This window comes from Streptomyces sp. NPDC051041 (genome assembly GCF_044456065.1).
GTDB classification, from domain to species: Bacteria; Actinomycetota; Actinomycetes; order Streptomycetales; family Streptomycetaceae; genus Streptomyces; species Streptomyces glaucus.
In genome coordinates this window covers 39,709-61,324 of record NZ_JBITFM010000003.1, presented here as the reverse complement: position 1 = coordinate 61,324, position 21,616 = coordinate 39,709, and the positions used below count along the sequence as shown (strand labels likewise).

The window sequence follows — 21,616 nt, the reverse complement described above, 5'->3', positions numbered from 1 at the left end:
GTGAGGGACGAGGACCGGGAGGGGCCGGGCCGCGCGGCCGTCCGGGCGCGGCGACGGCGCCCGGACGGCGGCTCTCAGAGCGCCTCGGCCCAGGCCGATACGAGGCGCAGGGCCTGCCCGGGGTTGAGCCGGGGATCGCAGAAGGTGGTGTGCCGATCGCCCACCGAGCCGAGCTCGGAGACGTCGGCGGCGCACTCGGTGACGTCGTCGGGGGTCGTCTCCAGGTGCAGCCCACCGTTGAGACCGCCGACTTGGGTCATGACCTCGCCGAAGCCGTGGACCTCGGCGAGCATCGCGTCCAGCAGACGGGTCTTGTGGCCGTCGGGACTGGTGATGGTGTTGCCGTGCATGGGGTCGCAGAGCCAGATCGCCGGGTGCCCGGCCGCCCGTACGGCCTCCACCAGCGCGGGCAGCCGGCTTGAGACGAATCCGGTGCCCATCCGCGCGATGAGGACGAGCCGGCCGGGCTGCCGTGCCGGATCGAGCCGGGCGGCCAGGGCGGTAACGTCTTCGGCCGTCGTACCCGAACCGATCTTGCAGGCGACGGGGTTGACGACACCGGCGAGCATGCGGACGTGGGCGCCGTCCGGCTGGCGCGTCCGCTCGCCGACCCACGGCAGGTGCGCGGAGCCGAGGAACGTCCGGCCTGCTCCCGCCGGCCTGAGCATCGGCACCTCGAAGTCGAGGAGCAGCGCCTCGTGACTGGTCCACACCCGTTCGGCGTCCCGGCGGCCGGAGTTGACCACCTCGAGCTCCCGTACGACGTCCTGTGCGGCCCGGTAACAGGTGAGGATGCGCTCGGGATCCGGGCGCCGGCGGTCGGGGTCGGGTTCCGGCCCGTTGACCATGTGCCCGCGGAAGACGGGCAGGGTGAGGTCTCCGACCTGCTCCACCGGCTTGGAGCGGGGCTTGGCGAACTGCCCGGCAATCCGCCCGACCCGCACGACCGGTTTCCCGGTGACCGCGGCCACGGTGTCGGCGAGCCCGTCCAGCAACGCGGCCTTGCGCCGGACGTGGTAGGACGTCGACTCCGCGGGGTCCTCGGCGCAGTCGCCGGCCTGGAGGAGGTGCGCCCGGCCCGCGGCCACGTCGGCGAGCAGGTGCCGCAGCCGGGCCGTGCCCTCGACGGTGACGAGCGGCGGACGGGCGCCGAGAGCTTCCCGCACCCGCCGTACCGCGCCGGCGTCCTCCCATCGGGGCTGTTGAAGGGCTGGTGACGCGTGGATGTCCTGGACTGTGGTGCGCACGGTCTTCCCTGCAGGTCGAGGATCGACGGTCGGTGGCGGACGTCAGGTGGGGATGCCGTCTCGGCGGACCACGGGGACCTCGATGCCCAGGGCCCGGAACTGCTGACAGGGGTTCATGAACTCGCGCTGCTGTTTGATCTTGCCGTTCTCGAACAGGAACGAGTGCAGGAAGTGGTTGCGGTAGTGCCCGGGCGGATAGCCCGGGAACAGGATCTGGCCCTCGCCGTCGCACTCCACCCAGAACCGGTTGGGATCCTGGGTGTCGAAGATCTCTACGTTGGTCCAGACCCAGTCCGGGAAGCACTTCAGCGACCAGACGGCGTGCTCGGCGAGCCGGTCCCGCCCCCGGATGACGATGGGCTCGCCGGTGTCCGTGGTCCACAGGCCACCGGTGCCGTCCTCCGTGAACAGCAGGTGCCGCTCCAGGCGGTCCTGGCCACGGGTGTTCATGTACTGCGCGACGATGGCGCGGTTGTGCTCGCGTATCTCGTTGTCGTCGGACATACGTGGTCTCGCTTTCCGTCGAGAGGCGGGACTGATGCCGTTCGGGACGGCCCGCATGGGCACGGTGAACGGATCCGGCGGCGGGGAGCCGGCGGAGCCCGGTGCGGTGAAGCGGCGGCGGGAGGCCCAGGCGGCGGTACGGGGGACTCGTCCGCGCGGGTCAGACCAGCATGCTGATCGTGCGCGGATCCCTGCCGACCAGGGCGCTGCCGTAGACCTGCTGGGGGATGCCCATGCCGAATCCGGCGTGCCTGCTGCCGACGTTGACGTCACGCCAGATCCGCTGGAGCGGGTTGGACTCGTCGAAGGCGGAGGAGCCGTAGACCGTGACGATCTCGTCGACCGCCGCGCGGCACTGCTGAACGACATGGGTGGAGTCCATGCGGGCCCGTGCCCGGGTCAGCAGGGAGGCGTTCTCGCCCGCGCGGGCCAACTCGTCGACCCGGTCGGCCAGCCGCCGCGCGTGCAACACCGCGGTGTCGAGCCTCGTGGCGGCCGCGGCCAGACCGAGCTGGGCGCTGGGCGACTCCGCCTGACTCGCGTAGGTCGAGCCGGCCACCCGGCGCGTCGGTGCCTGCTCCAGCGCGTACTGGAGGGCCGCGTCGACGCCGCCGATCAGCGAGCCGATCAGGCCCACCATGAACACCCCGGTCAGGCTGTTGCGATACGGGCGGTCCGCCGGCACCAGGCCGTCGGTCTCGCCGTCGACGAGCGGACGGTACGGAAGCAGTCGGTGGTCCGGGACGAAGACCCCTTCCGCGACGACCGTGTTGCTGCCGGTACCCCGCATACCGGTGAAGTGCCAGGTGTCCCGGATGCGCACGTCGGTGGCGGGCATCAGCGCGAAGTGCGCCTGGGGGCCGCTGTCACCGCTGTCCGCGAGGACGAGGCCGCCGATCCATTCCGCGTGCAGCGAGCCCGAGGCGTACGGCCACTCGCCGCTGACCCGGACGCCGCCCTCCACCCGCTCCACGTTCCGTACCGGAACGCCCAGGATCAGCGCTGTGCGGGCGTCGGGATTCTGCCCCCACACCTCCTCCCGGGTCCGGTCCGGGAAGAGGGAGACGACGAAGTTCCCCACGTTGAGCACACCGGTGACCCAGGAGGCCGACACACAGCCGCGGCCCAGCTCGACGCAGACATCCAGCAGGGTACGCACCGGGACCTCATGGCCGCCCAGACGCGCGGGCGTCATGAGCCCCGTCAGGCCGGCGCCGGTGATCCGGCTCATGACCTCGTCGGACAGGCGGCGCGCCCGGTCGCTCTCCACGGCGCTCTTCCAGAGTTCCTCCCGGAGCTCGGCGGCCCGGCTCACCAGTTCTGCATTGCGGGAACCTGAGTTCTCTCCTGAACCACGCAATTTATTTCCTTCCGGATTCTCGGGATGCGGATGCCTGGACACGGCTGTCACTCGGCTATTGAACGGTCCGCTTTTCCCGACCGCCACGGCATCGTACGTGGGCCGGGTTGCCCGGGCCACCCCGAACGAATGCGTCCCAGAAATGGAGCATTCCGTTCCTCGGGACGGAGAGTTCCGGCGCCACCAGCACGTCCCCCACCCGTGCAACCGAGGAGATTCCTCACTTGAACACGGCCGCGGTCGAACAGCGACCGCACCTGTTACACACGGAACAGCACGTGGTAGTTCCTTTGGCTCGGCAGCGCCGGATGCCGGACCCTTCACCCCGGGAGACCCGTATGAGCAAAAACATCGAGCAGCCCTACGATTTCTCGACTGCCGACTTCAACGCCGTCTACCAGGGCGGTGAATTGCTGGAGAACGCCGGCATCACCCGAGTTCCCTGGGACATCGGCGAACCGCAGCCCGGTGTGATTGAATTCGAGCGGCGCGGACGGATTCGCGGTGCCGTGCTGGACGCCGGATGCGGCCTTGGCGACAACGCCGTCTTTCTGGCGTCCCGCGGTTACCACGTGACCGCCGTCGACGCGGCGTCCACGGCGATCGAGCAGGCGAGGAAGCGGGCCGGGAGCGCGGACGTCGAGTTCGCCGTCGCGGACGCCACCAGCCTCGCCGGCTTCGAGGGCCGCTTCGACACCGTGCTGGACAGCGCGCTCTTTCACACCCTGGACGCCGACGGCCGCCGGCGGTACGCCGCCGCGCTGCACCGGGCCACCCGGCCGGGCGCCTGGCTCGACATGCTGTGCTTCGCCGCGGTTCCCGGCGGAATGCCCGAGCCCCTCGCCGTGCCCGAGCAGACGCTGCGTCGGATCCTGACCGAGGCCGGCTGGAGGGTGACGGAGGTGAGCCGGGCCGTCTACTGGGGCGTGGCGGAGGCCACCAGGGAGTTCCTGGCGAAGACCGGCACGCGGGTGGAGGTCGACGCTCAGGGGCGTACGCAGCTCCCCGTGTGGTCCGTCCTGGCCGAGCGTGCCTGACCGCCTGCCCGGCGTCCGCCTCGCCCTCCCGCACGACCACACCCATTCGGAAAGAAGGTCTGCCGATGGTGACGACCGTCAAGCCCGTGAAGCTGGATCTGCACCGGCTCGAAGCGATGGCGGAGTCCGACTACTACAACCCCTACACGATCTTCAACTGGCCGGACAGGCTGGAGGAGGACCGGCCGTGGATGAGCGAGGACCTGGTCACCCTGGCCGGGACCGAGGAGTGGCACGCGCTGACGCGTGAGCAGCAGCTCGCCCTGACCCGCCACGAGGCCGTGCACTTCTTCAGCCTCAACGTGCACGGCATCCGCGAACTGCTCAGCGAGGTCGTGCTCCGCATCCACACCAAGGTGTACGCCGACGCGTCGGAGTTCCTCCACCACTTCATCGGCGAGGAGAACGAGCACATGTGGTTCTTCGGGACCTTCTGCCTGAAGTACGGCGGAAAGGTGTACCCACCGGTCCCGCAGGTCGGCATCAACCGGATCGAGGGCGTGTGCGAGGCCGCGAGCGAACTGGTGATCTTCGCCCGCATCCTGATCTTCGAGGAGATCGTCGACTACTTCAACGCCCGCATGGCCACGGACCAGGCCCTGCCGGAGATCGCACGCGAGATCAACCGGGTCCACCACCAGGACGAGAGCCGGCACGTCGCCTTCGGACGGCACCTGTTCGCCCAGCTCCTCGAGCAGGTCAGGGAGACCAGCCCGCAGGACATCCCCGTCCTCGCCAAGTACCTGGACTCCTACCTCGAGTACAGCGTCCGCAGTCTGTACAACCCCGCCGTCTACCGGGACGCCGGCCTGCCCGAACCCCTGGAGCTGCGGCGCCGGCTCCTGGAGCACCCGGCCCGGAAGGCGGCCCACGACAACATCCTCAACCGCACCCGCAAGTTCCTCGCCCGCAACGGCCTTCAGGTTCAGGGAGCCACGGCATGAGCGACGACAAGCTCCGCAAGATCCTCGACTTCATCCACCAGCGCAACCCGGAGGTGGGGGAGCTGGGCATGGACGACGACCTGATCGACCGCCGGGCGGTCGACTCGCTCGCCTTCGTCGAGTTCCTCTACCTGCTGGAGGAGCTGAGCGGCGAGACCATCGACCCGGAGGAGATCGACCTGGAGGACTTCCGCACGCTCCGGGCCATCAACAAGCGCTTCCTCGCGGGAACGGGGAGCTGATGGGCACCGCCACCAGGACGGACAACGGGCTGGGCGTGCTGGGCGCGGACGAGCTGCGCCTGCTGAGGGCCTTCGACTCGCTGGTCATGACGTGGGCGCAGCAGATGGGCGCCGAGGAGCGCCGCTACCCCTTCCTGCTGCGGCCGCGGGATCTGGAGGACATCGACTACTACGAGAACTTCCCGCACCTTGGCCTGGCCGTGGCGACGGCCGACCCGAAGCGGCTGACAAAGCTGCGCGCCGACGCCGACGGCCCGCTGCGGGAGCTGCCGGCCGGGGTCCTGAACGACGCCGTCCTGGGCCTGCCGTCCGCCGCCTGCTACTCGGTCTACTTCGACCTGCGCGGACGGACCCTGTCCGGGCCGGAGAACCGGGTCACCACCGTGGCCACCTGCTTCCGCAACGAGACGCGCTACGAGGGGCTGCGCCGGCTGCTCGGGTTCTCCATGCGCGAGATCGTCTTCGTCGGTTCGGCCGACGGCGCCACGCGGCATCTGGAGCGGGCCAAGGAGCTGGTGCTCGGCCTGGCCGACCGCCTCGGCCTGCCCATGCGGACCCAGGTCGCCACCGACCCTTTCTTCGACCGCGACAGCTCACGAGCCAAGATGCAGCGGCTGTTCCCGGTGAAGGAGGAGTTCGTCGTCGACGGCCTGGCCGTCGGTTCGGTGAACTACCACCGCAACTTCTTCGGGGAACGCTGCCGCATCGCCCTCCCGGACGGCACACCCGCGTCCACCAGCTGCTGCGCCTTCGGCCTGGAGCGCTGGGTGCACACACTGACCGCCCGCTTCGGGGACGCCCGGTCCGCCGCCGAGGCGCTGCTCGACGCGGCGTGACCCCACCGGCCGCGGTGCCGCACGGGCTCGCGGCCTCCTTCCGGCCTGGTCGGGCACGTGCCGGCCGGCTCTCCCCGCTGGCTTTCCGCTGAAGGTGAACCAATGACCAACACGACCGTCGACGACGCCATCGAGACCGGCACGGTCCGGGTGAACGACGACATCCAGCTCGCCTACGAGCGACGCGGATCCGGCCCCGACATCGTCCTGATCAACAACTTCTTCATGGACCGCAAGTCCTGGCGGTCGTACACCGCGAACCTCGCCTCGGTGGCCCGGCTGACCTCGTACGACCTGCGCGGCCAAAGCGAATCCAGCCCGCACGCCGGCGAGCCGGAGTGGGCGGACCACATCACCGACCTCAAGGCCCTGTTCGATGCGCTGGGCCTGGAGAAGGCGTTCCTGGTGGGTACGTCGTTCTCCACACTGGTCTGCCGGGACTTCGCGGTGGCGTACCCCGAGCGGGTGCACGGCCTGGTGCTCGCCGGGCCGGCCATGAGTCCGTACGGACCGCAGCGCCTGCGCAGGATCACCAAGTCCTGGCTGAAGACGCTCGACACCTCGGGCCTGGGCGTCCTGTACGACCAGCTCTATCCGCTGGTGTCCGGCGATCACGCCGTGGAGGCCGCGGGGCCCATCGGGTTCATGGGCCGCAAGCAGAACTTCCTCGGCATCCACACCGTGGAGTCCCTGCGGGCCGGACTCGCGGTGTCGGTGAAGGCTCCGCTCGACCCGGAGATCATCGCCCGGGTGCGGCAGCCGACGCTGCTGTTCGTGGGCGGTGACGACTTCTCCCTGAGTGAGACCGCGGTGGAGGAGATCGCCAAGCTGCTCCCGGACGCCACGACCATCACCGTGCCGCGCGGTGGACACCTGGCGTTCCTGGAGGAACCCGAGTGGTTCCAGCGTGAGGTCGTCTCGTTCGTCAGGCGGGTGACCGGGACGGGTGACCAGGACGGGTGACCGAGACGCTTCCGGCGGGGCCCCCGGGCGAAGTGATGCTCGGGGGCCCCGAGCATCCCGTGCGCGTGGTGCTGGAGACGGTCCGGGTGGACCCGCCCGGTACCTTCTCCGCGCAGCACCGCGCCGGTCGCCGGGCGGCCCGGGCGGCGCTCAGGCGTGCGGGCAGCGCTGTGACGGCCGTCGGCCGTCGGCCCGGCGGCGCCCCTGTGTTCCCGGCCGGCTTCGCCGGCTCCCTGACGCACACGGCGTCCGTCGCGGTGGCGGCCGTCGCACCGGGCGCCCGTGGTGTCGGCGTCGACCTCGAACACCGCTGCCCGGCCCCACGGTTGCACCGCTTCCTGCTGGACGACACCGAACGGGCGCTGCTGTGGCCGGACGGCGACCGGGTGGGCCTGCGACGGCTGTTCGCCGCGAAGGAGGCCGCCTTCAAGGCGCTGACCGACTGCCGCCAGACCCACGGCGGGCTGTTCTGGCGGGTCCGTCTGCGCTCGCACGAAGGCCGGCTGTGGGCCTGTGCGGGGGACGCGTACGCGCTGGTCCGGGAGTTCTGCGCACCGGCCTTCGCCTTCGCGGTGGCTGTCCGCGTCGACCGGCCCCCCGCGGCACTGGAACCACTGTTCGCATCTACGGTGCTTCACCCCGCGCAGCAGACCTCGACCTAGAGCCATAACCGTAGGTTTGGGCAACCCAAAAAACCAGGTCTTGGACTTCTGGTAGCCGGGTCCTGAGCATGGAGACCGTGGCGACCGTGCCGCGGAATCCCCCGTCGCGCGGCACGTCGCCCACCAGCGAAAGGAACGGATCGTGACGCCTGCCACCGAGCCCCGTGACACGCGGGACGACCTGAGCGCGGCCGCCGAGAAGCTGGCCGCACGGGTCCGCGGTCCCCTCCTCACCCGCGGCGAGGAGGGGTACGACGAGGAACGGATCCGCTACCAGACCTTCCGACCGCACCACCCGGCCCTCGTCCTGGGAGCCACCGATGCCGAGGACGTCCGGCTCGCCGTGGAGTTCGGCGCGGCGCACGACCTGCCCGTGGGAGTCCAGGCGACCGGCCACTGCCCCGCGCTGCCGGCGGAGACCGGCCTCCTCGTCAGCACCCGGCGCATGACCGGGTTACGCATCGACCCGGTGACCCGGACCGCGCACCTGGGCGCGGGCGTCAGCTGGCAGCAGGTCGTCGAGGCCGCCGCACCGCACGGCCTGGCCCCGCTCAGCGGCAGCGCCCCGCACGTCGGGGCGGTCGCCTACACCCTAGGCGGCGGACTCGGCCTGCTCGCCCGGAAGTTCGGCTACGCCGCCGACCACGTCCGCCGTATCGAGGCGGTGACCGCGGACGGCCGCCTGCGGGACATCACGGCGGAGCGTGAGCCCGAGCTGTTCTGGGCCCTACGCGGTGGCCGGGACAACTTCGGCATCGTCACCGGCCTGGAGATCGGCCTCGTGCCGGTCACCGAGATCTACGGCGGCGGACTGTACTTCGACGGCTCCGCCGCCGCCGAGATCCTCGCCGCCTACGTGCGCTGGACCGAGGCGGTGCCGGAGGAGATGACCTCCTCGCTCGCCCTCGTCCCCCTGCCCGACCTGCCGTCGCTCCCCCCGCCCCTGCGCGGTCGGTACGTGGTGCACATCCGCATCGCCTTCCTCGGAGACCCCGCGGCCGGGGAGCGCCTGATCGGCCCGCTGCGCGACCTCGGCCCCCGGCTGGCCGACTCGGTGCGCGTCCTGCCGTACACGGAGTCCGGCTCGATCCACAACGATCCGCTCCCGCCCGCCGCGTACACCGGCACGAACGCCATGCTGACGGCGATCGACGAGGAGACGGTCCGCACCGTGGTCGGCCTGACGGGTCCTCAGGCACCGGTCACTTCCGTCGTGGAAGTGCGCCACCTCGGCGGCGCCCTCGCACACGCGCCGCAGCCCGCGAACTGCGTCGGCAACCGCGAAGCCCGCTATCTGCTGGCGGTGCTCAACCGGGTCACGCCCGACGACGCCGACACCGTCCGGGCGGCGCACACCCGGCTCACCGACGCGCTGGCCCCGCTCACCACGGGCCGCTCCCTGAACTTCCTGTACGGCGCCAACGCCACGACCGAGCAGGTGCGCATGGCCTACGCCCGGGACGACTACGCGCGACTGAGGCGGATCAAGGCGTCGTACGACCCGGCGAACCTCTTCCGGCTCAACCACAACATCCCACCCGCCGTCACCGGCGACGCCCGGTAGCCGGCCCGGGACCGACTGTCCGACCTATCCGACTCATAAGGAAGCTCGATGGAAAAGAAATGGTGGACCCTGCTGGGGGTGTGTGGCGGGACCTTCATGCTCCTGCTGGACACCACCATCGTGTACGTCGTCATGCCCGATGTGCAGCGAGACCTCGAGGCCAGCTTCGCCGACCTCCAGTGGGTGATCGACGGATACGCACTGGCCCTCGCCGCCCTGCTGCTGACCAGCGGTGCGGTCGCCGACCGTTTCGGCCGCAAGCGCCTCTACGCGATCGGCGTGGCGCTGTTCACCCTCGCCTCCCTGCTGTGCGGTGTGGCGCAGTCGCCCACGATGCTCATCTTTTCCCGGGTGCTCCAGGGCATCGGCGGTTCGGTGATGTTCGCGACCGGTCTCGCCCTGCTCGCGGGCAGCTTCCAGGGCAAGGAGCGAGGAACGGCGTTCGGCGTGTGGGGCATGGTCACCGGTCTCGCCTCCGCGATCGGTCCGGTCGCCGGCGGGCTGATCTCCAGCGGTATCAGCTGGCGGGGCATCTTCCTGATCAACGTGCCGATCGGCGTCGCCGTGGCCCTGATCATCGCGCTGCGTGTGGACGAGTCGAAGTCGCCGTTCGCCCGCCGTCTGGACTGGCCCGGCTTCGTCCTGCTCACCGGCGGCCTCGCCACGCTCATCTACGGGCTGATCCGTGCCGGTGAGACGACCTGGAGCGACTCCGGCGCGGTGACCGGCCTCACCGCCGGCGGTGTGCTGCTGCTCGCGTTCCTCGCGGTCCAGGCCAAGGCCGAGCAGCCGATGTTCGACCTCAGGCTGTTCCGCATCCCCACGTTCGTCGGCGGATCGATCGCCGCCTTCGCGATGAACGGTTCGCTGTTCGCGATGTTCCTGTTCCTGGCGATCTACTTCCAGGAGGTACTGGACTACTCATCGCTCGAGACCGGCCTCCGGCTGCTCACGGCCTCCCTGTCGATGCTGGTGGCCTCCCTGATCGCCGGCCGGCTGAGCGCCAAGGTCCAGCCCCGTTACCTCATCGGGGTCGGTCTGCTTCTGGTCGGTGCCGCGCTGCTGCTGATGGGCGGGCTGGAGGAGTCGACCGGGTGGGAGCACTTCATCCCCGGCCTGGTGCTGGGCGGCGTGGGCGCCGGCCTGGTCAACCCGCCGCTCGCGTCCACCGCCGTGGGTGTCGTGGACTTCTCCCGCTCCGGCATGGCATCGGGTGTGAACGGCACCTTCCGCCAGCTCGGCGTGAGCACCGGCGTGGCGGTCCTCGGCTCCACCTTCGCCGTCGTCATCGGCGACCGGCTGCGCGACGGGCTCGCCGGCACCGAGCTGGCGGGCCGCAGCGACCAGCTCGCCGCGCTGGTGCGGGGCGGCGAGACCGACCAGGCGGTGGGCCTCGCGCCCGAGCAGTACCACGACAGGGTCGAGCAGTTGGCCACGGACGGATTCGTGGACGGCCTCAACACGCTGCTCAACATCTCCGCCGCCCTGGCCCTGGTCGGCGGGGTGCTCTCCCTGCTGCTGATCCGCGCCGCGGACTTCCAGGCGGCCCAGCAGCCGCAGGCTTCCGCGGCGGAGACGAAGGCGCAGTCGCCGGTGTCCGCGGAGAGCTAGTCCGGCACCCCGACAGGCAACGTCCGCCCCGTCACGACGCCCTGCACACGTCCCCGCTGCCCTCAGGGGCGCGGGAGGTGCCTCACTCACCGCACCGGCCGGGCCGGACGCCGCTCATCGACGGGCCGACGCTGCCTCCTGCGGTAGTGGATCAAAGCTGGATCCCCTCTTCGGGACAGGGGTCCCGGACATCACACAGGTGGGCCGCCGAGGAATCGGCGGCCCACCTCGTGTTCCGGTCGACCGGGCGGGACCGCCGTCACCCGGTGGCCATCCCGCCCACCGGCACGGGCCCGTCAGCCTTCGGCTCGCCGAAGGTCTGGCGACAGTGCACCAGCAGTTCACGCAGCGCCGGGCTCTTGGTCGGTGCCGAGATCAGCGCCAGGACGGCGGGGATGTCGGCATCGTTGAGGGGAACGGTCCGGAGTCCGGCGTGCCGGGGGATCATGGACTCCGAGAGCACGGCCACCCCGAGCCCGCGTTCGGCGAGGTTGAGCACCGCGCCCGGAGCACTCGCCTGGAGGGCGATGGTCGGGGTGAGCCCCTGCGCCGCCGAGGCCTCGTCGAGCACCGCGCGGATGCCGGTCCCCCGCGGCAGGCAGATGACCGGGTAGGCGCTCAGCTCGGCGAGCGTGACACCGTCCCGTTCGGCCAGCGGATGGCCGACGGGCACTGCGGCGACGATCGGCTCGCTGACGATCGGCCACCCGTCCAGGTCCTCCGGCGGCCGGCCGGCCGCGCCGATCAGCGCCAGGTCGACGGTGCCCTCACGAACGTACTCGACGAGTCTGACGGAGTCGTCCTCGACCAGGCTGACCTCCACCCCCGGATGTTCGAGATGGAAGCCGGACAGCGCGTCGAAAAGCGGGGTGACCGTGCAGGCCGTGACCATGCCCACGACGAGTTTGCCGCGGACGAGCCCGTTCATCTCGTCGACGGCGTGCCGCAGCGCCTCCACCGCGGCCAGCACGGAGCGTGCGTGGTCGAGCGCGACCTCACCAACCGCGGTCAGGCCGACATGGCGACCGGAACGGTCGAGGAGCGTCGCCCCGAGATCACTTTCGAGCTGCCGAATCTGAGCACTGATACCCGGCTGGCTGATATGAACCCGCTCGGCGGCGCGAGTGAAGTTCGCTTCTTCGGCGACGGCAAGGAAGTACCTCAACTGCCTTAACTCCATAACTTGGAATTATAGCCGCGATCGCAACGATTGATTGGACTTGATATCAGCCACCGCCTGAAAATAGCCACACCGGAACACAGCCACCCACAGGAAAGGATCGTCGTGTCCGAGAACGAGAAGGCCATGAGGCCGGAGGATCTCACACGCCTCTTCGTCGAGCGCGCCAACGCCGGCGACGCCGCCGGCCTCGCCGCGCTGTACGAGGAGGAGGCGGTGATGGCCTACCCGCCGGGCAGTGTCACGGTCGGTCGTGAAGCCATCCGCCAGCTGTGGGAGAAGGTTCTCGCCAACGCGCCGCACTTCGAGCCGGAGGAGCCGCTTCCGACGCTCGTCTGCGGTGACATCGCCCTCACCTCGACCCCGCCGAAGGACGGTTCGGGCGCCCGCGCCCAAGTGGTCCGGCGGCAGCCCGACGGCAGTTGGCTGCGCATCATCGACCAGCCGGAGTTCCGTCCGCCGACGCACTGAGAAAGCGCGTCCCGAAGCCGTGCCCGGCCCGGCGTCCTCGATCGCCGGCCGGGCACTGACGCGGGCTCGCGGGAACGGTTGAAAAGGAGTTGGCCGAAATGCACCGTGCCCGGCGAGCGGAGCCGATCACTCCGCCGCTCGCTCATGGCCGGACATTGACGGCAAGGCCGGGCCGGATATGCTGCACGGCGGACTCGGAGCCAAACGGGGGAACTCACGATGGTTCGGCTCTCGCGGAACGTCCACCGGCCGTGGCCGCCGCGCAACGTCCGGTGCCACTCGTTCCGGCACGCCTTGCTCGGCGGCCGGTTCTCTCACGACTTTTTCCTGCCGGTCCCTCAGAGCCCCGGCTTCCGCCCGTCGCGAACCGCACCGCACGTCAGTCTCATCATCCCTCCGGTGCATACCGACAAAAAGGAGACGTGAGGATGGCTGTGACCGGATCCGAAAGGGTCCACCTCCCGGCGCCCGCAAGCTGCGAATCGGCCGAACTATGGGAAGTCCTCGCAGACAAAATTCCTGTCGTGCAGGTCCCCGTCGACTCGCTTTCCACCGACGACTCGCCCCGCCTTTCCGGCGTGAACGAAGAACACATACGGCAGCTCGCCCAATGTGTGACTCCGCTGCCGCCGATCATCGTTCACCGCAGCACCCTGAGCGTCATCGACGGCGTCCACCGCCTGAGGGCCACCCGGCTCAACGGCCGGACGCACATCGCCGTCCAGTACTTCGACGGCGATGCGAACGAAGCTTTCCTGCTGGCCGTCAAGCGCAATGCCCACCACGGCCTTCCCCTGACCCGGGCCGAGCGCAACGCCGCCGCGCTGCGCATCATCGGCTCCCATCCGGAGTGGTCCGACCGGATGATCGCCGCAGCCGCCGGCCTGTCGCCGAAGACCGTCGGCTCGCTTCGCAGGCGTTCAAGTGACGCGCTTCCACAGTTGAACGTCCGCATCGGCCGCGACGGCCGGTCCCGTCACGTCGACACCTCCGAACGGCGCCGGCGCGCGGGCGAGTACGTCCTGGCCAACCCCGACGCGACACTGCGAGAGATCGCCCAGAGCACCGGACTGTCCCTGGCCACCGCCCGCGACGTGCGGGCACGAATACACAGGGGCGTGAGCCCCACCCTGCCGAAGCGGAGCAACGACGCTCCCCCCTCCGGCGAAGCCGCGGCCACGCAGCGGACCACCGCCTCCGGCGTCTCCCTCACCATGGCGAAGGCGCTCCTGATCCTGAAGCGCGATCCGTCCCTCAGGCTCACCGAGCACGGGCGGTTCCTGCTGCGCGTGCTGGACACCAACGCGATGGCCAGCAGCAGATGGGACGAGCTCGTCGACCGGATACCACAGCACTGGGCGGGCGCGGTCGCGGCGGTGGCCCGGCAGTGCGCCGCGTCATGGGGGCAGGCGGCACTGCAACTGGAGGAACGGGCCCGGACGGTGGAGGGCGACCGGGTCTGAAGCCCGCCCCGCCGGACGCCGATGCCACAAGCAGACATCCCTCGGAATCGCCGGTCCGCTCCCGGGCGGTGGCAGGCCGGCGATCCATGGCCACGTGCACCCCGCGAAAAGTGCGACTCTCGTGGAAACCGACGGAATTTTCTATCATTTTCCGCATGACAATTCTGGTGACCGGGGCAACCGGAAAGACAGGCCGTCATGTGGTACGGGAGCTCCTCTCCTCCAAAAAGGAGGTACGTATACTGACCCGGCGCCCGGACGAGGTACGCCCCCCCTCCGGGGTGACCGTCGTACAAGGCGATCTGACCGCACCGGAGAGCCTTTCGAAGGCGCTCGACGGAGTGGAACGCGCATTCCTGTTCCCTGTATTGCACGCCATTCCGGAATTCGCCCAGGCGGCGCGGCGTGCCGGGGTCCGCAGGGTGGTCCTGTTCACCGGGGCCTGGGCCGCCGGCCACACCGAGCGGGACCGCGGCTCATGGGTCTACCCGCGCTACCGGGCCGCCGAGGCCGCGCTGTCCGACAGCGGCCTGGCCGAGTGGACGGTGCTGCGGCCAGCGCCCTTCGCCACCAACGCGCTGTGGTGGGCGCCTGCCATCCGGGCCGACGGCGTGGTACGCCTGCCCCACCCGGAGGCCGTCTGCCCGGTGATCCACGAGGCCGACCTCGCCGCGGCGGTGACGCGCACGCTCCTCGACGACGGGCATCACGGGGCTCACTACACCCTCACCGGACCGGCGCACATCTCGCAGGCGGAGCAGGTCGCGGCGATCGGCGAGGCGATCGGACGGCCACTGCGCATCGAACGGATACCGGCCGAGCAGTGGCGGACCGAGGCGGAGAGGTTCCTGCGGCCGGGCATCGTGAGCGACCTGCTGCGCGAGTGGTCCGACACGGAGAGGGACCCGTCCACCGCTCTGCCCGTCCTGCCGACGGTGGCGGAGCTGACCGGCAGGCCCGCCCGCACCTTCGCGCAGTGGGCCGGTGACCACACTCACGATTTCGCCTGAGACCGGCGCACCGCCGCCCGAAGGGATTGTCATGGAGTACACCTGTCTCGGCCGGAGCGGTCTGCGGATCTCCCGGCTCTGCCTCGGCACCATGAACTTCGGCGTCCACACCGAGGAGGCCGAGGCCCACCGCATTCTGGACGCCGCCCTGGACCTGGGCATCAACTTCGTCGACACCGCCGACCTCTACGGCTGGCCCGACCAGCCCGGTCTGACGGAGACCATCATCGGAAACTGGTTCGCGCAGGGCGGCGGCCGCCGCGAGCGGACCGTTCTCGCGACCAAGGTGTTCTCGGACATGGGTGACTGGCCCAACGAGGGCGGGCTCTGTGCACTGCACATCCGCCGGGCGGTCGACGCCAGTCTCCGGCGACTGCGCACCGACCACATCGACCTCTACCAGATGCACCACGTGGACCGGCACACACCCTGGGACGAGATCTGGCAGGCGATGGAGGTCCTGGTCGCCCAGGGAAAGATCACCTACGTCGGGTCCAGCAACTTCGCGGGCTGGCATCTCGCCGAGGCCCAGGAAGCGGCACGCGCCCGCCACTTCCTCGGCCTGGTCAGCGAGCAGTCCCTGTACAACCTCCTGGAACGGACCGTCGAACTGGAGGTCGTCCCGGCCGCTCGGCATTACGGCATCGGCCTGCTGCCGTGGTCCCCGCTGCACAGCGGGCTGCTCGGCGGGGTGCTGCGTGAGGAGCGCCAAGGGATCAGGCGGGCGACGGCGCGGGCCGCCGCCGCGCTCGCGACACGGCACGCACAGATCAAGGAGTACGAGGATTTCGCCGCCGAACTCGGCCATGAACCGGGACACGTCGCCCTGGCGTGGCTGCTCGCCAACCCGGCCGTCACCGCGCCCGTCGTCGGCCCCCGCACTCTCGGGCACCTGCACAGCGCCGTCAGCGCCCTGGACGTGCGGCTGGACCAGCAGGCCCTGACCCGACTCGACGAGATTTTCCCAGGTCATCGACCCGCACCGGAGGCCTACGCCTGGTGACGCCGGACCGCCCCTTCCCGGCCGCCCGCGTGTGCCGCCCGTGCAGATCTCGCCGGCCGGTGCCCGAAGGAGTGCCACGCCCCGCCGCCTCGTGGCGGGGCGAAGGGCGGAGGAACGACCCCGCGGCCGACCACGGCGGCCTCAACGCCCTGGGCACCCGCTTCACCCGCACCCTGGAGGCGGTCCGCTCCCCCGGCACCGCCCCGCGCCCACCAGATCATCCGCGTCTGCGAGCGTCAGGGCGTCCCCGTCCTGGCCGATCTCGCTTACCAGGGCGGCAGCCCCTGGCTGACCACGGGCATCGAACGCAGGCCCCTGCAGGAACTCACTCCACCGAGAAGACCGTCAACCGGTCCCTGGCCGCGGCACGGACACCGGTCGAACACGGCGTCGCCCGCCTGAAGTCCTGGCGGATCCTCCGCAGATTCCGACGCGGTCCAAACCGCATGACGCCAATCGCCAAAGCTGTCCCCACTCCGAAGCCGCAACACTGAAGAAGCTCGGCATGTTCACTCCGAAGAGGGCACGTCGCGGACCTGACTCCCGTCCCGCTCGGAACGGCGTCTTGCAGAGCAGCCCGGCGAACCGGGGCCTGTCCGAAGTTGTGATCCCGTCGCGGGGGAAAGGGTTGGAGGGCCGGTGATCGGGCCGGCAGCTCGCAGTTGCCCGTGGCACCGCCCGAGGAGATGAGACCCATGAACGCCGTATCGACGCGGGCGCTCCCCTTCCCGTCACTGCCGGGCCACTGACCCGATACTCCAGCCGGACTTCCGTAGACCGCACCTCTGGCACGGTGGACTCCGTCGCCCTTGAGGCGGCAGTCGCGGAGGATTTTCCAGGTCTTCATGCGGGCGAGGGCGTACTCGATGCGGGCGCGGACCCTGCGGTGCGAACGGTTGTGCTCTTCTTTCCGGCGCGGGAGTTCGGCCTGACCGCGTTCGCGGCGGTGCGGGATGACCGGGCCGGTGCCGCGGTGGCCGCCGTCCGCGATCACCAGGGTGTCCTTGCGGAAGCGTCTGCGGGGCTGGAACGCGGGCGACGGGCCGAGGTCGTCGATGATGCCGTCGGCCGCCGGCTTCGACACTCCGAGCAGCGGCGCCGATTGGCGCAGGGTGAGGTTCGTGCGCCAGTACCGCGGCGACCAGCAACACTCGGTCCTCCGGCGGCGGACTCCAGGGCGGGCCCTCGCGGACCGGGTCGGCGCCCTCACACCGCAGCGCGGTGATCAGCTTGCCCAGCCGCCGAGGGCTCAGCCCAGTGAACGGGGCTGTCCAGGACGACTCCGACGCCGTGATCACACCAGCCACAGCGAGATCATTTCAGGTGCCGGCGCCCTTCTCCGAGACCGATCCTGTGTGCTCGGTCAACGAGGAGGACATGTGGGGCTCGTTCTGTTCCCAGGAGACGATGACACCAGCAGCCCGGACGTCCCCTGGTCCTGCACCGGCTTCGGAGCGTTCCGGCGGTGGCTGGCACAGGCCGAGGGGTTCGCCCTGGACGAGATGCACGGCTTCGGCGGACAGCGCCCGTGGAACGACGTCTTCACCACCCTGGCACCCCTCCCCGATCATCCCGATGATGACGGCCCCGACCTCACACCGGCCCAGTGCGCCGCGATCCTGCCCCGCCCGCGGGAGATCGTCGACCAGCCTCAAGGCGGGAGCACCGACCCACGTCCCCAACGGCACATGGACGACGCCCGCCAGCTGGTGGTCGTCTTGCAGCTCCGCATCGGGAAAGACGTCGACCTCCTCCTCGGCTGACGCCGGTGGGCAGTGCCGGCTCACTGCGGCCAGCGGTTACGGGACAACGCTCAGAGCCCGGCCAGGAATCGGAGCTTGTCGGGGTTGCGGATGATGTACACCGCCTGGATGCGTCCGTCCGCGACGTCCAGCTGGAAGACGGCGTCGGGCTCGTCCCCGGACAGGGCCAGCGCGGCGGGGCCGCCGTTGAGCTCCAGGAGGCGCACGGACAGCTCCGCGACGCCCTTCCGGGCGGCTCCGACGAGGAAGCGGGCCACCTTGTCGGCGCTCTCCAGCACCCGCAGCGGCGCCTTGGCCTTCCCGCCGCTGTCGCCCACCAGCCGGACGTCCGGGGCGAGCAGCGCCATCAGCTCCTCCAGGTCGCCCCCGGCCGCCGCCGCGAGGAACCGCTCGGTGAGGGCACGGCGCTGGACCGGGTCGACCTCGTAGCGGGGCCGCCGTTCGTCGACGTGCCTGCGGGCGCGTCCGGAGAGCTGGCGCACCGCCGCCTCCGTGCGGTCGAGCATGGCGGCGATGGCGGCGTACGGGTAGCCGAAGGCCTCCCGGAGGACGAAGACCGCCCGCTCCAGCGGGGACAGCGACTCCAGGACGACGAGGACCGCGAGGGAGACGGAGTCGGCGAGCACGGCCCGCTCGGCGGCGTCCGGGACGGTGTTCCCGAAGTCGGTGACGTACGGCTCGGGCAGCCACGGGCCGACGTACGTCTCGCCCCGCGCCTTGATCTGGCGCAGCCGGTCGATGGCGAGGCGGGTGGTGACGCGCACCAGGTAGCCGCGCGGCTCGCGCACCTCGCCGCGGTCGGCGCCGGACCAGCGCAGCCAGGCCTCCTGGACCACGTCCTCCGCGTCGGCCACGCGTCCCAGCATGCGGTAGGCGACGCCCAGGAGGACGGAACGGTGCTCCTCGAAGACTTCGGTGGCGGTGTCGGCGGTCACGGCCCCATCCCAGCGGACGGGTCCGGCCGTGTCCAGGCGGGGGCGCGGGCCGGGCGCGGCCGGACCGGCGCCGGCGGGCCGCTGCCGCGACGCCCGCGCGGGGGACGGGGCGGGGAGGGAGCGGCCGGCAGGGGGACGCCCGGGGACGGGCCCGTCCACCCTGCCGCGCCCCGTTGTTCACCCGCGGTTTCCGTGCGCGCCGCGGCGCACCGGTAGGTGTGGCACCGCACACTGGCCGAATCCCGTCCCTGGAGGCGCAGCCATGTCAGACCGTCCGCTCCCCGGCCGTCGCAGCGTCCTGCGCGGCTCGCTCGCCGCCTCGGCGGCCCTGACCCTGCCCACCGCCCTCGGCGCGGCGCCGGCGTTCGCCCGGTCCGGACGGCCCGTGGCGGGCTGGGGGGTGCAGACGGGTGACGTGACCTGCGACTCCGGTCTGGTGTGGGTGCGCTCCGACCGTCCGGCCCGGATGATCGTCGAGACGTCCGCGACCGAGTCGTTCCGCAACCCGCGCCGCCTGCACGGTCCGCTGCTCGGCGCGGACACGGACTTCACCGGCACGACCCGGCTGCGCGGGCTGCCGCCGGGCGAGCAGATCCACTACCGCGTGCTGCTCGCGGACCCCGACGACCCGCGCCGCACCGGTGAGCCGGTCACCGGCACGTTCCGCACGGTGCCGGTACGGCGGCGCGACGGGGTGCGCTTCCTGTGGTCGGGCGACCTGGCGGGGCAGGGCTGGGGCATCAACCCGGACCTCGGCGGCTACCGCATCTTCGACGCGATGGCCCGGCTGGACCCGGACTTCTTCCTCTTCAGCGGCGACACCGTCTACGCCGACGGCCCGCTCGCGCCGACCGCCGCGCTGCCCGACGGCGGCACCTGGCGGAACATCATGACGGAGGAGAAGGCCGCGGTCGCCCAGACCCTGGCCGAGTACCGCGGCAACTTCCGCTACAACCTGCTCGACGAGAACCTCAGGCGGTTCAACGCCCAGGTCCCGGCCATCGTGCAGTGGGACGACCACGAGGTCCGCAACAACTGGTACCCGGGCCAGGTCATCGCGGACACCGACACCCGCTACACCGAGAAGAGCGTCGACGTCCTGGCCGCCCGGGCCCGGCGCGCGTTCAGCGAGTACTACCCGGTCTCCACGCTGCGTCCGGGCGCGCGTGAGGGCCGCGTGTACCGGGTGCTGCGGCAGGGCCCGCTGCTGGACGTGTTCGTGCTGGACATGCGGACGTACCGCAACGCGAACTCGGCCGGCGACCAGACCGTCGACCCGCAGGGCATCCTCGGCCGGGAGCAGCTGGAGTGGCTCAAGCGGGAGCTGTCGCGGTCGCGTGCGGTGTGGAAGGTGATCGCCGCCGACATGCCGATCGGCCTGGTCGTGCCCGACGCCACCGAGGGCAGGCCGAACTTCGAGGCCGTCGCGCAGGGCGACCCGGGCCGGCCGCTCGGGCGCGAGCTGCAGATCGCCGAGCTGCTGCGGTACATCAAGCACCGGCGGATCACCGGCACCGTGTGGCTGACGGCCGACGTGCACCACACCTCGGCCCAGCACTACCAGCCGTCCCGGGCCGCGTTCGGCGACTTCGAGCCGTTCTGGGAGTTCGTCTCCGGGCCGCTCAACGCCGGCGCCTTCCCGGCCAGCGCGCTCGACGACACCTTCGGTCCGGAGCGGGTGTTCGTGAAGGCGCCGGCCGTCTCGAACGTCTCGCCCGCCGGCGGCTACCAGTTCTTCGGCGAGGTCGACATCGACGGCGACAGCGGGGAGATGACGGTGCGGCTGCGCGAGCAGGACGGCACCGTGCTGTTCACGAAGGTGCTGCAGCCGGGCCGGGTCGGCCAGTGACTCCCCCGCCGCCGCCCGTCCGCCGCTTCCGCCCCGTTCGGTGCTGCGGGAGCGGCGGCCGACGGGGAGGCCGTACGTGGCACCGGACGGCTTCCCCCCGCACGGGCACGCCGAAGTCCGCACCCGGGTCGCCGGCCACGACGTCGAGCTGGTCCTCCCGCCGGCCCGCGGATCCTGGCTGAACCGGGTCGAGTCCGGGTTCGCAGCCCCGCGCCGCTCCGCCCCGGACGGCGCCGGCCGCCGCACCCACGACGAGCGGACCGCCGCCGTCGCCGCCTGCGTCCGCCGGGGGAACGGTCGCGCGGAGCCGAGGACCCGCCTCGCACCCGGATCACCGTCCGGCGTCGGACCGGATGCCCGGCCCGGCCGACGCTGCGCGACCGGCCACTCGTCAGCAAGCAGTGGAAGGTCGTCCTCGCGGCCAAGGCGAGCCGCCCGATGGGTGACGATCCCCATCAGCGGAGCGCCTCACGGCGCTGGATCTGACCGCGGTCGGGAACTCGCTGCTCGACCGCGGCATCGAACGCGAAGTGCTGCCGGTCGCGCAGCGCCATGGGGTGGGCACGCCGGTGTGGGGCCCGCTCGGGCAAGGACCGCTCACGGGACGCGTCCGCAAGGGCGAGCGCGCCGCGCCGGCTTCTTCCAGCACCTCGACGACGGGCACCGCCTCGACGCCGTCGCGCGGTTCGTCTCGCTCGCCGCGGAGGCGGGCTTGCCGCTGACCCACCTCGCCATGGCGTTCGGAATCGCCCATCCGGGCGTGACCAGCGCGATCGTCGGGCCGCGCCCGGGGCCGACGCCCACCGCGCCCTGCGGGCGGTGTGGCGGAAAAGGGGCGGCCCTTCCGCCCCCCCTTCCGCCACACCACACCAGCCGAAAGGACGACAAAAGGTACAGATGCAGCTTTACCCGTAGGTCACAGAGCGTTCGTGATCACGCAACACCGTTCCTTCACAGTGGCCGTATGAGTCG

19 protein-coding genes and 3 pseudogenes are annotated in these 21,616 nt (G+C 71.1%); 16 read left to right on the top strand and 6 right to left on the bottom strand.

Translation table 11 applies throughout. The features are described from left to right. Positions 1-74: 74 nt before the first annotated feature. The 3 genes from ACIBAI_RS06385 to ACIBAI_RS06375 all read right to left on the bottom strand — a co-directional run bounded on the left by ACIBAI_RS06385 (position 75) and on the right by ACIBAI_RS06375 (position 3,111). Complete coding sequence (locus tag ACIBAI_RS06385; protein ID WP_399031477.1) at positions 75-1,247, bottom strand: 3-deoxy-7-phosphoheptulonate synthase; 1,173 nt, start codon at positions 1,245-1,247, stop codon at positions 75-77. A gap of 42 nt (positions 1,248-1,289) precedes the next feature. Continuing rightward, positions 1,290-1,751, bottom strand: coding sequence for a PhzA/PhzB family protein (locus ACIBAI_RS06380; RefSeq protein WP_399031475.1), 462 nt, complete (start codon positions 1,749-1,751; stop codon positions 1,290-1,292). A gap of 160 nt (positions 1,752-1,911) precedes the next feature. Beyond that, positions 1,912-3,111 carry an acyl-CoA dehydrogenase family protein gene (locus ACIBAI_RS06375; RefSeq protein WP_399031473.1) on the bottom strand — a complete coding sequence of 400 codons (1,200 nt, stop codon included), beginning with the start codon at positions 3,109-3,111 and terminating at the stop codon, positions 1,912-1,914. A gap of 338 nt (positions 3,112-3,449) precedes the next feature. Here ACIBAI_RS06375 and ACIBAI_RS06370 point away from each other — a divergent pair, with 338 nt between their 5' ends. The 8 genes from ACIBAI_RS06370 (at position 3,450) to ACIBAI_RS06335 (ending at position 10,970) form a co-directional block, all read left to right on the top strand. Then, positions 3,450-4,148 (top strand): class I SAM-dependent methyltransferase, encoded by a 699-nt coding sequence (locus ACIBAI_RS06370; RefSeq protein WP_399031472.1) that lies wholly within the window; start codon positions 3,450-3,452, stop codon positions 4,146-4,148. Positions 4,149-4,213: 65 nt separating this feature from the next. Continuing rightward, positions 4,214-5,092 carry a diiron oxygenase gene (locus ACIBAI_RS06365; RefSeq protein WP_399031471.1) on the top strand — a complete coding sequence of 293 codons (879 nt, stop codon included), beginning with the start codon at positions 4,214-4,216 and terminating at the stop codon, positions 5,090-5,092. Beyond that, positions 5,089-5,334: an acyl carrier protein gene (locus ACIBAI_RS06360; protein ID WP_399031469.1), complete on the top strand. Its 246-nt coding sequence runs from the start codon at positions 5,089-5,091 to the stop codon at positions 5,332-5,334. Before ACIBAI_RS06365 ends, ACIBAI_RS06360 begins: the two co-directional genes overlap by 4 nt. Continuing rightward, positions 5,334-6,170 (top strand): hypothetical protein, encoded by an 837-nt coding sequence (locus ACIBAI_RS06355; protein ID WP_399031468.1) that lies wholly within the window; start codon positions 5,334-5,336, stop codon positions 6,168-6,170. Before ACIBAI_RS06360 ends, ACIBAI_RS06355 begins: the two co-directional genes overlap by 1 nt. Positions 6,171-6,272: 102 nt before the next feature. Next, the gene (locus tag ACIBAI_RS06350; protein ID WP_399031467.1) at positions 6,273-7,133 is read left to right on the top strand and encodes an alpha/beta fold hydrolase; all 861 of its coding nucleotides are present in this window, start codon (positions 6,273-6,275) and stop codon (positions 7,131-7,133) included. After that, positions 7,130-7,795: a 4'-phosphopantetheinyl transferase superfamily protein gene (locus ACIBAI_RS06345; protein ID WP_399031465.1), complete on the top strand. Its 666-nt coding sequence runs from the start codon at positions 7,130-7,132 to the stop codon at positions 7,793-7,795. Before ACIBAI_RS06350 ends, ACIBAI_RS06345 begins: the two co-directional genes overlap by 4 nt. A 142-nt stretch (positions 7,796-7,937) precedes the next feature. Continuing rightward, positions 7,938-9,359, top strand: coding sequence for an FAD-binding oxidoreductase (locus ACIBAI_RS06340; RefSeq protein ID WP_399031463.1), 1,422 nt, complete (start codon positions 7,938-7,940; stop codon positions 9,357-9,359). A 48-nt stretch (positions 9,360-9,407) separates the two neighbouring features. Continuing rightward, positions 9,408-10,970, top strand: a complete 1,563-nt coding sequence (locus tag ACIBAI_RS06335) for an MFS transporter (protein ID WP_399031461.1) — start codon at positions 9,408-9,410, stop codon at positions 10,968-10,970. Positions 10,971-11,229: 259 nt separating this feature from the next. Here the strand turns inward: ACIBAI_RS06335 and ACIBAI_RS06330 are convergent, their stop codons facing one another. Beyond that, positions 11,230-12,150 (bottom strand): LysR family transcriptional regulator, encoded by a 921-nt coding sequence (locus ACIBAI_RS06330; protein WP_399031459.1) that lies wholly within the window; start codon positions 12,148-12,150, stop codon positions 11,230-11,232. A gap of 105 nt (positions 12,151-12,255) precedes the next feature. Between ACIBAI_RS06330 and ACIBAI_RS06325 the strand changes: the two genes are divergently transcribed. From ACIBAI_RS06325 to ACIBAI_RS06305, 5 genes and pseudogenes are all read left to right on the top strand, one after another. Further along, the gene (locus ACIBAI_RS06325) at positions 12,256-12,621 is read left to right on the top strand and encodes a YybH family protein (RefSeq protein ID WP_399031457.1); all 366 of its coding nucleotides are present in this window, start codon (positions 12,256-12,258) and stop codon (positions 12,619-12,621) included. 524 nt (positions 12,622-13,145) lie between these two features. Beyond that, positions 13,146-14,084, top strand: coding sequence for a ParB N-terminal domain-containing protein (locus tag ACIBAI_RS06320; RefSeq protein WP_399031456.1), 939 nt, complete (start codon positions 13,146-13,148; stop codon positions 14,082-14,084). Further along, a complete protein-coding gene (locus ACIBAI_RS06315; protein ID WP_399032198.1) occupies positions 14,021-15,094 on the top strand; it encodes an SDR family oxidoreductase in 1,074 nt (357 codons plus the stop codon). Before ACIBAI_RS06320 ends, ACIBAI_RS06315 begins: the two co-directional genes overlap by 64 nt. A gap of 31 nt (positions 15,095-15,125) precedes the next feature. Beyond that, positions 15,126-16,097: an aldo/keto reductase gene (locus ACIBAI_RS06310; protein ID WP_399031455.1), complete on the top strand. Its 972-nt coding sequence runs from the start codon at positions 15,126-15,128 to the stop codon at positions 16,095-16,097. A gap of 162 nt (positions 16,098-16,259) precedes the next feature. Continuing rightward, a pseudogene (locus tag ACIBAI_RS06305) lies at positions 16,260-16,591 on the top strand (transposase family protein); the annotation flags it as partial. 293 nt (positions 16,592-16,884) lie between these two features. On the opposite strand, the pseudogene ACIBAI_RS06300 reads toward ACIBAI_RS06305, so the two are convergent. After that, positions 16,885-17,404 (bottom strand): annotated as a pseudogene (locus ACIBAI_RS06300) (transposase family protein); the annotation flags it as partial. A gap of 72 nt (positions 17,405-17,476) precedes the next feature. Here ACIBAI_RS06300 and ACIBAI_RS06295 point away from each other — a divergent pair. Then, complete coding sequence (locus tag ACIBAI_RS06295) at positions 17,477-17,860, top strand: hypothetical protein (protein ID WP_399031453.1); 384 nt, start codon at positions 17,477-17,479, stop codon at positions 17,858-17,860. 50 nt (positions 17,861-17,910) lie between these two features. Here ACIBAI_RS06295 and ACIBAI_RS06290 read toward each other — a convergent pair whose 3' ends face one another. Then, positions 17,911-18,795 carry an RNA polymerase sigma-70 factor gene (locus ACIBAI_RS06290; RefSeq protein WP_399031452.1) on the bottom strand — a complete coding sequence of 295 codons (885 nt, stop codon included), beginning with the start codon at positions 18,793-18,795 and terminating at the stop codon, positions 17,911-17,913. A gap of 262 nt (positions 18,796-19,057) precedes the next feature. Between ACIBAI_RS06290 and ACIBAI_RS06285 the strand changes: the two genes are divergently transcribed. Both ACIBAI_RS06285 and ACIBAI_RS06280 read left to right on the top strand, forming a co-directional pair. After that, the gene (locus ACIBAI_RS06285) at positions 19,058-20,644 is read left to right on the top strand and encodes an alkaline phosphatase D family protein (RefSeq protein WP_399031450.1); all 1,587 of its coding nucleotides are present in this window, start codon (positions 19,058-19,060) and stop codon (positions 20,642-20,644) included. Positions 20,645-21,144: 500 nt separating this feature from the next. Beyond that, positions 21,145-21,431, top strand: a pseudogene (locus tag ACIBAI_RS06280) (aldo/keto reductase); the annotation flags it as partial. Positions 21,432-21,616 lie beyond the last annotated feature (185 nt).